This window comes from Nonomuraea sp. NPDC001684 (assembly GCF_053596515.1).
On the sequence record NZ_JBSFGJ010000387.1, the window covers coordinates 1 to 8,844 of the forward strand.

Consider the following 8,844-nt stretch of genomic DNA (forward strand, 5'->3'; position numbering starts at 1 on the left):
GTCCGACATGCCGGCCAGCACCGGATGGTGCCCGGTGTTGACCCGGTGGGCGTTGGTCACCACCCCCGACTCCTGCGCCTGACGGAAGATCTGCGTCAGGCGCACCCGCGGCACGTCCACCGCGGCCAGCAGATCCTTCAGCACCTCCCCGGCCCCCACCGAGGGAAGCTGGTCCACGTCGCCCACCAGCAGCAGATGCGTGCCCGGCGCCACCGCCTTGAGCAGCTTGTTGGCCAGCAGCAGGTCCAGCATCGAGGCCTCGTCCACCACCACCAGGTCGGCGTCCAGCGGGTTGTCACGGTCGAAGGTCGCCTCCCCGCCCGGCCTCAGCTGCAACAACCGGTGAACCGTGGTGGCCTCGTGCCCGGTCAGCTCCGACAACCTCTTGGCCGCCCGCCCGGTCGGCGCGGCCAGGATCACCTTGGCCCGCTTGGCCCTGGCCAGCGTCACGATCGACCGCACGGTGAAACTCTTGCCGCAGCCCGGCCCGCCCGTCAGCACCGCCACCTTGCACGTCAGCGCCAGCCGTACCGCCTGACGCTGCTCGGGCGCCAGCTCGGCGCCCGTCTGGGCCGCCAGCCACGACTCGGCCCGCTCCCAGTCGACGTCGGCGAAGGACCGCAGCCGGTCATGGCCGCTGTTCAGCAACGACAGCAACCCGCCGGCCAGCGACAGCTCGGCCCGGTGGAAGGGCGGCAGATACACCGCCGGCACGCTGTTGTCCCCGGCGGGCACCTGCTCGCGCACCACCCCCTCCTCGGCCGCCAGCTCCTCCATGCACCGCGTGGCCAGCTCGGCCGGGACGTCGAGGATCTTGACCGCGTCGGCCACCAGGTTCGGCGCCGGCAGATAGCAGTGGCCGTCGTCGGCCGCCTGCGACAACGTGTACCGCAGCCCCGCCTTGACCCGCTCGGGACTGTCATGGGGGATCCCGACGGCCTGGGCGATCGTGTCGGCCGTCTTGAACCCGATGCCCCACACCTCATCGGCCAGCCGGTACGGCTGCCCGCGCACCACCGAGATCGACGACTCCCCGTACTGCTTGAAGATCCGCACCGCGATCGAGGTGGACACCCCGACCCCCTGCAGAAAGATCATCACCTCTTTGATGATCTTCTGCTCCTCCCACGCCGCCGCGATCATCTTCGTCCGCTTGGGACCCAGCCCCGGAACCTCCACCAGCCGCTGCGGCTCCTGCTCGATCACCTCCAGCGTCCCCGTACCGAAATGATCGACGATCCGCTCGGCCATCTTCGGGCCGATCCCCTTGATCAGCCCCGACCCCAGATAACGCCGGATGCCCTGAACCGTGGCCGGCAACACCGTGGTGTAGGACCACACCTCGAACTGCCTGCCGTACCGCGGATGCGACGTCCATCGCCCCCGCAACCGCAACGACTCCCCGACCTGCGCCCCCAGCAACGGCCCCACCACCGTCAGCAACTCCGCCCCCGACCGCTCGGTGGCCACCCGCGCGATCGTGTACCCCGTCTCCTCACTGGCGAAGGTGATGCGCTCAAGCACCGCATCGAGGGACACACCGAGCGAACCGTTGGCGTCAGGCTTCACGCAAACCCCTCTGTTGCCTGTTTTGAAGGCAAGGGTAGAGCAGCAGAAGAGCGACAAGCCGAAGACGCTCATGGTCCCGCCGATGGCAGCGCACGCGATCGACGTGTACCTGGCCGACCGCGCCGAGCGGGCCAGGGCGGCGGTGGCGGCGCTGACCGGCTCGCTGTTCGCGTCCGCCACGGGCCGGCGCCTCGACCGCAAGGACGTGTACGAGTCCGGCGTGTCGGCCGTCAGGCCGGGATCGAGGGGCTGCACCCGCACAAGCTGCGGCACACCTTCGCGACGCTCGCCCAGGAGGCGGGCGTCAGCGTGAAGAAGATCCAGGAGGCGGTGGACCACGCCCAGCTGGGGTCCCTACCAGGCGTCCCAGACGACCTTGTTCGAGTTGCTCATGTTGTAGATCACCACGTTGCCGTCGGCCTGGATGACGAGTTCACAAACCGCGCTGCCGCTGCACGTTGACCATGTGTTGGAGGCCCATCTGACGATGGGGGGATTGTAGGCGTAGACCACGAAGTTGCCGTCGGCCTGGAACTCGGCCCGATAACCACTGGGCTTCGTCAACGTTTCGGTGGTGTTGGCTGCCCAAACCGCTTTGCCGTTGTTGTAAAGCACGAGGTTACCGTCGGATTGCATGATCAGCTTCGCGGCGCCAGTCTGGCAGACCTCTTCCCCGCTCCTGAGGAGATTTCCGCCTCCTTCACTGATGTGCCAGTTATTGCCGACTTTCCTCGCAGCACGGAACTGACACTTTGGGTCATAAGTAAAGGCGGCCGATGTGGCAGCCTGCACGGCGTGTGCTGGCGGTGTTGCGACCGCTAAGGTTGCGGAGAGGAGCAGGGCCGTGGTGCTGATACGTGCAATCTTGAAGCGTGGCATGGTCGGTCTCCCCGTGACTGTTGCTTCCCCTAAGGGTTAATAGTCAGGGCTACGCTACGGCGTGCCGAGGAGATTCGTCCATGGCCAAATGTCGCAGCTTCTTGGCTGACGTGAGGGGTGACGTCGCCTCAGTTTCGTTCGACGCCTTTGGCATGTCGGGTTTCGAGCTGGTGGCGTCTGTCGTAGGGTCTCTGGCCTGGCCGGGCGCTCCGGCCGGTGCCATTTCGAGGGTTGCCGTCAATGCCGAGGACCTGGGCACCATGTCGGTGTACTCGTCGGTGTACACGACGCCGCCGAAACCGCTGTCCACGAGGCCGGTTGAGCTGCCCGGTCTCCCGGGCGGTGACCAGTTCCTCAAGAACTCGCTGTTGCCTGTTTTGAAGGCAAGGGTAGAGCAGCAGGCAGACAAGGACGGGGGAGCCGCGTGCACCCCCGGCAGCCCTGCGCCTCCGGGCATGTGTGGTTTTGTGTCGATCACGTGACTCGTATGAGAACAGTAGTGATCACGAGGACCCGCGCCGAAGCGCTCGCCGTCGCTCATCGCGTCCCGGCCGAAGGGCGGGCGCGCCGAGATTCCCTGTCCCCCGAAGAGGCCGCGCGGGCCGCACTCGCGCCCGGCGGGCCGCACCCTCTGAGGAGACCGATGGAACGCAACCTGCCTCTTGCCGCGGCACATGCGGCACATGCGGCACATGCGGCAACTCGCTCACCGGGCCGGTGGTCGCCGATCGGCGAACGAGGACATGTCGCACAGATGCCCCCGGACGCCTGCGGTACCACACGCCTGACGTAGGCATCGGCCTGCGAGCCGACGCGCAGGACACGGCAGTTCCCCTGAGCTCCTCGGCGACATGCCGGTTACTCACGTGGGCCCGACATGGGCCGAAACGGTCGAGATCAATGCGAGTGCCGTGCCCCGAAGGTCCGGGGCACGGCAAGCGGCGTCAGCGGATCAGACCCTGTCGACTCAGTTGGGCGGCGTGATGTCGAAGAAGGGGCTGCAGTTGGCGGGCCAAGGCCGCGTCGCCATGGTGCCCGGAGGCGGGAAGACGGTGCACGTGCTCTGCGCTATGCGGGAGTGCGCGTTGAGGACAGTGACATGCACGGTCGTCCCCTCGTCGGGCGCAGCCAGAGTGATGTCGACCAGGCGGCCGAAGTTCCTGGGCAGCCGCGAGGACAGGTCGTGCCATCGTGGCGTCGTCCGCGGGTCCCTGATCAGTACCTTGTCCTCCCGAACGACCCCGACGAACTTGGTCGGCGACCTCTCCTCGTCCTCGGGGTCCCCCTGGAAGGCCGAGTCGATCGCGACAGCGTTGTCGTCGTCCATCCCGCCGGGGAAGGAGCGATTCTTTGCTTTCACGACCTTGGCATCCGCGAGGCCGTGAACGCCGGCGACCGATGTCGTGTGGACGCCGGCAAAGGCTGGCGCTGGAACTGAAAGAGCCGTGAGTGCGCTGGTTGCCGTAGCGGCTAGAGCAAACGCCAGCACGCGTGTGATGCCGAGTGGGTGCGAAGCGCGCCCGCTCTGGTATGGAGCCACGTGTTTCCCCTGTAGATGCCAGATTCGAACGAAAGGGGCCAATAGCTGCCCCTAAATGGTTGCAAATTTGAAAGTACCCCTTCGACGAAGCGATAAAGCGCACACGTTTTTCTATGGAAGGCAAGGATTATCGAAAGACAAATAAAAAGCAATCGTTTCAGATATTTAGCAGCAAATAGGGGGAGGCGTGCATATTTGCGCACGATGATCCCGGACAGGGCGAATGAGCTCCGGGACTGCATGTACGGGCACAAACGCGACGGCCCGCCCCCTGCCTGGCGGGGGTTCGCCCCGGGCGGCCCCGTCCACACCGTCTCCGACCAGATGCCGTCTGCTCACCCTGGCGCTTGCACGAGTTCCTTCCAGCCTCCGGCGAGATCAGCGCGGTGTGTATGGCGCGGCCGGTGCAGCCTGCGGGCCGGTCGATCAATGGCGTGTGGGTGACGACGTGAGCGCGTGCAGCACGGCCACCAGATTCAGCGGATGCACCTGTCGGGCGGCCGGGACGAGACGGACATCGCCCTGCTCGCCGCTCTCCAGGACGCGATCGAGATCAGGAGTCACCACGACGGCTACTCCGCCTCGCGCCCGGAGGGGACGAACTGCACGCGCGGGTGAAGCGGGCCCCCGGTCGGGCGACGTGACGGCGTCTACGGCGTCTGCGGCCCGGAGTCGAAGGCCGTGTGCGCCAGCTACCAGGACAACGTCGGTGCGACGCCGACCGACGTCATCGACGAGACGACCTGGAACCTGACCTGGTCATGGAGACCTGCGTAGCTGCCCGCTCGACTCCCGACGCCCAGAAGACGCCTAGAAGAGCACGCCCCCCGTGAACGTGGTCAATGTCGCAGCCCACAGCAGCCAGCCTGCGAAGAAGTCCTTGTACTGACTTCGGAACAGGCCCACCAGTCCCGCACCCAGAAGAAACACGCAAACCAGCAGGAACCCGACGGGCACGCCGAGGGCCAGGCTACTGAACGCCAGCAACATCAGCGAGCCGACCCCGGTCAGGAACAACCCGGCTGCGACGTGCACTGCCTTGCCGATCGCCACGACGGCACTCCTTGATCCACGAACAAGACGAAATCGCGATGAGAAGCACAGCGGCGTCAGATATCCGCGCCTCGCCGATCAACAGCCTACAGATGTGCCGTCCCCAGCGAACTGGGCCCCCATCTTTCCGCACCGTCGCAGCCCCCGCCATGGCCCAGGACCTGGCCGCCGACCACACCCAGATCCAATGGACGATCGCCGCCTACACCCTCACCCTGGGCACGGGCCTCATCACCGGCGGACGCCTCGGAGACCAGCACGGCCGCAAGCGCCTGTTCACCATCGGACTGACCGGCTTCATGACCACCTCGGCCCTGTGCGCCCTGGCAACCGACCCCGGCATGCTCATCGCCATGCGAGCCGGGCAAGGACTGACCGCAGGAATCATGGTCCCGCAGGTGTTCGGCATCATCCGGGCCACCTTCCCCCCGGGCGAGCACGCCAAGGCCTTCGGCGCCTACGGAGCAGTCCAGGGCCTCGCCTCGGTCGCCGGACCACTGCTGGGCGGCCTGCTCGTCGACGCCGACCTGCTCGGACTGGGCTGGCGCACCATCAGAACACAACCGGCCGAACCGCATGGCAGACCGGCCTGGTGATCCTCCCGTACGCCCTCGGCTCGATCATCACCTCCGGCCTCGGCGTCGCCCTCGCCACCAAAGCAGGCAGAACGCTCCTCATCACCGGCTCACTCACCATCGCCGCATCCCAGCTCGCCCTGTGGTCCATCATCAAAGACGGCAACCAACCCGGCTACTGGCCCCTCGCCCTCGCACTGCTCGCCGGCGGCCTCGGACTCGGCCTCGCCGCACCCATCCTCGTCAACGTCGTCCTGGCAGGCGTCCCCGGACGCAACGCAGGCGCCGCGAGCGGGGCCCTGTCCACCGTCAACCAGATCGGCGGCGCAGCCGGCATCGCCGTCCTCGGCACCATCTTCTTCACCACCGCCACCGCCACCCCACCAGCCGCCACACCACCGGCGCTGCCCGCCTACAGTCACGCGCTCAGCATCGTCCTGATCGCCTCCACCGCGCTCTACCTCATCACCGCACTCGTGATGCTCGCACTCCCGAAAACCACAACCACGAACACCCCATAGAGACGACCCCCAGACGGGGGAGCGGGAACCACACCACGAACCCGACCCCCGTCAGCACCCAACCCACCCACCACCCCTTACAGTGTCACCGGTGAAGATCAGAGAAGGCCGCCCAGGCGACGACGCCGTCCTCCTGACCATGTTCGACAGCGCCGTGCAATGGCTCGTCAGCCAGAACCGCACCGGCCAATGGGGCACCCGCCCCTTCACCGGCGACCCCCGCCGCACCCAGCAAGCCGCCGACTGGCTCGCCGGCGGCGGCATGCGCATCGCCGAGATCGACGACCAACCAGCCGGCTGCATCGTCGTCGGCGACGCCCTGCCCTACGTCACCCCCGCCACCGAACCCGAGCTCTACGTCCAGGTCCTCGTCATCGACCAACGCCACGCAGGACGATCCGTCGGACGACACCTCCTGCAATGGGCCCTGCAAGAAGCCCGCGACCGCGGCCTCGGACTCGTCCGCGTCGACTGCTACGCCGGCGACGACGAACGCCTCGTCTCCTACTACGAAAGCTGCGGATTCACCCGCGACCAGCCCTTCACCGTAGGGGAGTGGCCCGGCATGATCCTCTGCCAACGCCCCTGACCCCAGGATCACACCAGCGACAACTGAGCCACCGACGGCCCCCGACCCACCGGCTCCGGCGCACCGCACCGCATCCCATAAACCCGGCACAACTGCGCGATCTGCCCCGTGATCCGCTGCTCATAGCCGGGGGAGGGGAACCCCGCCCGATCATAGAGCTCCTCATAACGCTCCACCAGATGCGGATGCGCCCCAGCCAACCACCGCAAATACCACTGCCGCGTCCCCGGCGGCAACCGCAACACCACCGGCTCCACCGCCACCGCCCCCGCACCCGCGATCCGCCGCACCGTCGCCGTCAACTGATCAGCCGCATCACTCAGCAACGGCAACACCGGAGCCATCAACACCCGGCACTCCACCCCCGCCTCCACCAGCGCCGACACCAACTCCAACCGCGCCTGCGCCCCCACCGCACCCGGCTCCACCGCACGCCTGATCCGCTCGTCCACGAACGCGATCGACACCGCCACCCGCGCACCCGCCCGCGCCAGCACCTCCGCATCCCGCAACACCAGCGCACTGCGCGTATACACCGTGAACGGCACCCCCGCCGCCCCCAGCGCCGCCACCACCCCCGGCATCAACCGATACCTCTCCTCAGCAGGCTGATAACCATCGCCCGCCACCCCCACCGCCAGCGGCTCGCCCTCCCACCGTCCCAACTCCGACCGCAACCGCTCCACCACATTCGCACGGACCACGATCCGCGCATCGAAATCAGCCCCCGCATCCAACCCCAGCCTGCGATGACCCGCCCGCGCCCCACACCCCAGACACGCATGCGCACAACCCCGATAAGGCGAAACCGCCCACCGCTCGACGATGCCCGCACCCCCAGGCACCCGCTCGATCACCGTACGGGCCTGCGTCTCATAAAAACCGTCACGCACCACCGCGCGCCGCTCGATCAGCGGCCGCTCATCGACCGCCTCGACAAGCGCCAGCGCATCCCAACCCACCCAACCAGTGGAACACGCATTCGACTACCTTTTCAAGCGGAACCCGCAACACCCACACCCCGAAGGAACCCCCATGGCCTGGATCCTGCTCGCCCTCGCCATCGCCTCCGAAGTCCTCGCCACCACCGCACTCAAACTCAGCAACGGCCTCACCCACATCGGCTGGACCATCGCCGTCGCCACCGGCTACATCACCTCCTTCGTCCTGCTCGCCCGCGCCCTCAAACTCCAACTCGACATGGGCACCGCCTACGCCATCTGGTCCGGCGCCGGCACCGCCGCCATCGCCCTCATCGGCGCCACCCTCATGGGCGAAACCCTCACCCCCCTCAAGATCAGCGGCATCCTCCTCATCATCGGCGGCGTCATCGTCCTCAACCTCGCCGGCAGCCACTGAACCCCACCAAAAACGCATTGAACACCCCCCACCCCCTCCCTACACTGCCCCCGTGCTCACACCCGAATACCCCCTCACCACCCCCCGCCTCCACCTACGCCCCTTCACCCCCGACGACCTCGACGCCCTCCACGCCTACGAATCCCGCCCCGACGTCACCCGCTACCTCTACTGGGAACCCCGCGACCGCCAAACCACCCGCACCTCCCTCGACAAAAAAATCACCCGCCACACCCTCCACGACGAAGGCGACGCCCTCGACCTCGCCATCACCCTGCGCACCACCGGCCAACTCATCGGCAACGCCCTGCTCATCTGGACCAGCACACAACACCGCCAAGGCGAAATCGGCTACGTCCTGCACCCCGACCACCACGGCCACGGCTACGCCCCCGAAGCCACCCGCCCCCTCATCCACCTCGGCTTCACCCAACTCGGCCTCCACCGCATCACCGGCCGCCACGACGCCCGCAACAAAGCCTCAGCCCGCGTCCTGGAAAAACTCGGCATGCGCCACGAAGCCACCCTCGTCGACAATGAAATCGTCAAAGGCGAATGGACCAGCGAAACCATCTACGCCATCCTCGAAACCGAATGGACCCCATGACCGTCCTCCACCACCTCGCCCTGCAAACCGACTGGCAACACGCCCAGCAAGCAGGGTGCCCGCAGCGCCGACGGCTCCCCCTGGGCCTCGATGAACACGCCGCGCGGATCGTTGCCGACGAACCCGGCCAGCTCGTGCCGTCCAGCCAGGCC

General features: G+C 67.2%; 13 protein-coding genes. 8 read left to right on the forward strand and 5 right to left on the reverse strand.

The genetic code is table 11. The features are described from left to right. Nucleotides 1–1,569, reverse strand: a 1,569-nt coding sequence (gene recD2 / locus ACWCSD_RS40670) for an SF1B family DNA helicase RecD2 (RefSeq protein ID WP_449922868.1), incomplete at its 3' end; no start/stop codon positions are given. Here recD2 and ACWCSD_RS40675 point away from each other — a divergent pair. Then, nucleotides 1,528–2,031 carry a tyrosine-type recombinase/integrase gene (locus ACWCSD_RS40675; RefSeq protein WP_449922895.1) on the forward strand — a complete coding sequence of 168 codons (504 nt, stop codon included), beginning with the start codon at nt 1,528–1,530 and terminating at the stop codon, nt 2,029–2,031. The genes recD2 and ACWCSD_RS40675 overlap by 42 nt on opposite strands. Here ACWCSD_RS40675 and ACWCSD_RS40680 read toward each other — a convergent pair. Then, the gene (locus tag ACWCSD_RS40680) at nt 1,924–2,448 is read right to left on the reverse strand and encodes a hypothetical protein (protein WP_397156749.1); all 525 of its coding nucleotides are present in this window, start codon (nt 2,446–2,448) and stop codon (nt 1,924–1,926) included. The genes ACWCSD_RS40675 and ACWCSD_RS40680 overlap by 108 nt on opposite strands. Nucleotides 2,449–2,528: 80 nt before the next feature. On the opposite strand from ACWCSD_RS40680, the gene ACWCSD_RS40685 reads away from it, so the two are divergent. Beyond that, nucleotides 2,529–2,930: a hypothetical protein gene (locus ACWCSD_RS40685; protein ID WP_449922871.1), complete on the forward strand. Its 402-nt coding sequence runs from the start codon at nt 2,529–2,531 to the stop codon at nt 2,928–2,930. 485 nt (nt 2,931–3,415) lie between these two features. Here ACWCSD_RS40685 and ACWCSD_RS40690 read toward each other — a convergent pair whose 3' ends face one another. After that, nucleotides 3,416–3,937: a hypothetical protein gene (locus tag ACWCSD_RS40690; protein WP_397156745.1), complete on the reverse strand. Its 522-nt coding sequence runs from the start codon at nt 3,935–3,937 to the stop codon at nt 3,416–3,418. A 507-nt stretch (nt 3,938–4,444) separates the two neighbouring features. Between ACWCSD_RS40690 and ACWCSD_RS40695 the strand changes: the two genes are divergently transcribed. Further along, a complete protein-coding gene (locus ACWCSD_RS40695) occupies nt 4,445–4,606 on the forward strand; it encodes a hypothetical protein (protein WP_449922874.1) in 162 nt (53 codons plus the stop codon). A 192-nt stretch (nt 4,607–4,798) separates the two neighbouring features. Here ACWCSD_RS40695 and ACWCSD_RS40700 read toward each other — a convergent pair whose 3' ends face one another. Further along, nucleotides 4,799–5,041 carry a hypothetical protein gene (locus tag ACWCSD_RS40700; protein WP_449922877.1) on the reverse strand — a complete coding sequence of 81 codons (243 nt, stop codon included), beginning with the start codon at nt 5,039–5,041 and terminating at the stop codon, nt 4,799–4,801. 149 nt (nt 5,042–5,190) lie between these two features. Between ACWCSD_RS40700 and ACWCSD_RS40705 the strand changes: the two genes are divergently transcribed. The 3 genes from ACWCSD_RS40705 to ACWCSD_RS40715 all read left to right on the forward strand — a co-directional run bounded on the left by ACWCSD_RS40705 (nt 5,191) and on the right by ACWCSD_RS40715 (nt 6,726). After that, nucleotides 5,191–5,637 (forward strand): MFS transporter, encoded by a 447-nt coding sequence (locus ACWCSD_RS40705; RefSeq protein WP_449922880.1) that lies wholly within the window; start codon nt 5,191–5,193, stop codon nt 5,635–5,637. Beyond that, on the forward strand, nt 5,634–6,137 hold the full coding sequence (locus tag ACWCSD_RS40710; RefSeq protein WP_449922883.1) for a hypothetical protein: 504 nt from the start codon (nt 5,634–5,636) through the stop codon (nt 6,135–6,137). Before ACWCSD_RS40705 ends, ACWCSD_RS40710 begins: the two co-directional genes overlap by 4 nt. A gap of 91 nt (nt 6,138–6,228) precedes the next feature. After that, complete coding sequence (locus ACWCSD_RS40715) at nt 6,229–6,726, forward strand: GNAT family N-acetyltransferase (protein ID WP_397156735.1); 498 nt, start codon at nt 6,229–6,231, stop codon at nt 6,724–6,726. Between the two features lie 8 nt (nt 6,727–6,734). On the opposite strand, the gene ACWCSD_RS40720 is transcribed toward ACWCSD_RS40715, so the two are convergent. Next, a complete protein-coding gene (locus tag ACWCSD_RS40720; RefSeq protein WP_449922887.1) occupies nt 6,735–7,688 on the reverse strand; it encodes a radical SAM protein in 954 nt (317 codons plus the stop codon). Between the two features lie 73 nt (nt 7,689–7,761). On the opposite strand from ACWCSD_RS40720, the gene ACWCSD_RS40725 reads away from it, so the two are divergent. Together ACWCSD_RS40725 and ACWCSD_RS40730 are read left to right on the forward strand one after the other, a co-directional pair. After that, a complete protein-coding gene (locus ACWCSD_RS40725) occupies nt 7,762–8,085 on the forward strand; it encodes a DMT family transporter (RefSeq protein WP_358286711.1) in 324 nt (107 codons plus the stop codon). A gap of 52 nt (nt 8,086–8,137) precedes the next feature. Next, complete coding sequence (locus ACWCSD_RS40730; protein WP_449922892.1) at nt 8,138–8,692, forward strand: GNAT family N-acetyltransferase; 555 nt, start codon at nt 8,138–8,140, stop codon at nt 8,690–8,692. Nucleotides 8,693–8,844 lie beyond the last annotated feature (152 nt).

What these genes read in the sequence shown, in the direction of transcription:
- ACWCSD_RS40680 (WP_397156749.1), bottom strand. Translation starts at nt 2,448, where the DNA reads ATGCCACGCTTCAAGATTGCACGTATCAGCACCACGGCCCTGCTCCTC.
- ACWCSD_RS40685 (WP_449922871.1), top strand. Translation starts at nt 2,529, where the DNA reads ATGGCCAAATGTCGCAGCTTCTTGGCTGACGTGAGGGGTGACGTCGCC.
- ACWCSD_RS40705 (WP_449922880.1), top strand. Translation starts at nt 5,191, where the DNA reads ATGGCCCAGGACCTGGCCGCCGACCACACCCAGATCCAATGGACGATC.
- ACWCSD_RS40725 (WP_358286711.1), top strand. Translation starts at nt 7,762, where the DNA reads ATGGCCTGGATCCTGCTCGCCCTCGCCATCGCCTCCGAAGTCCTCGCC.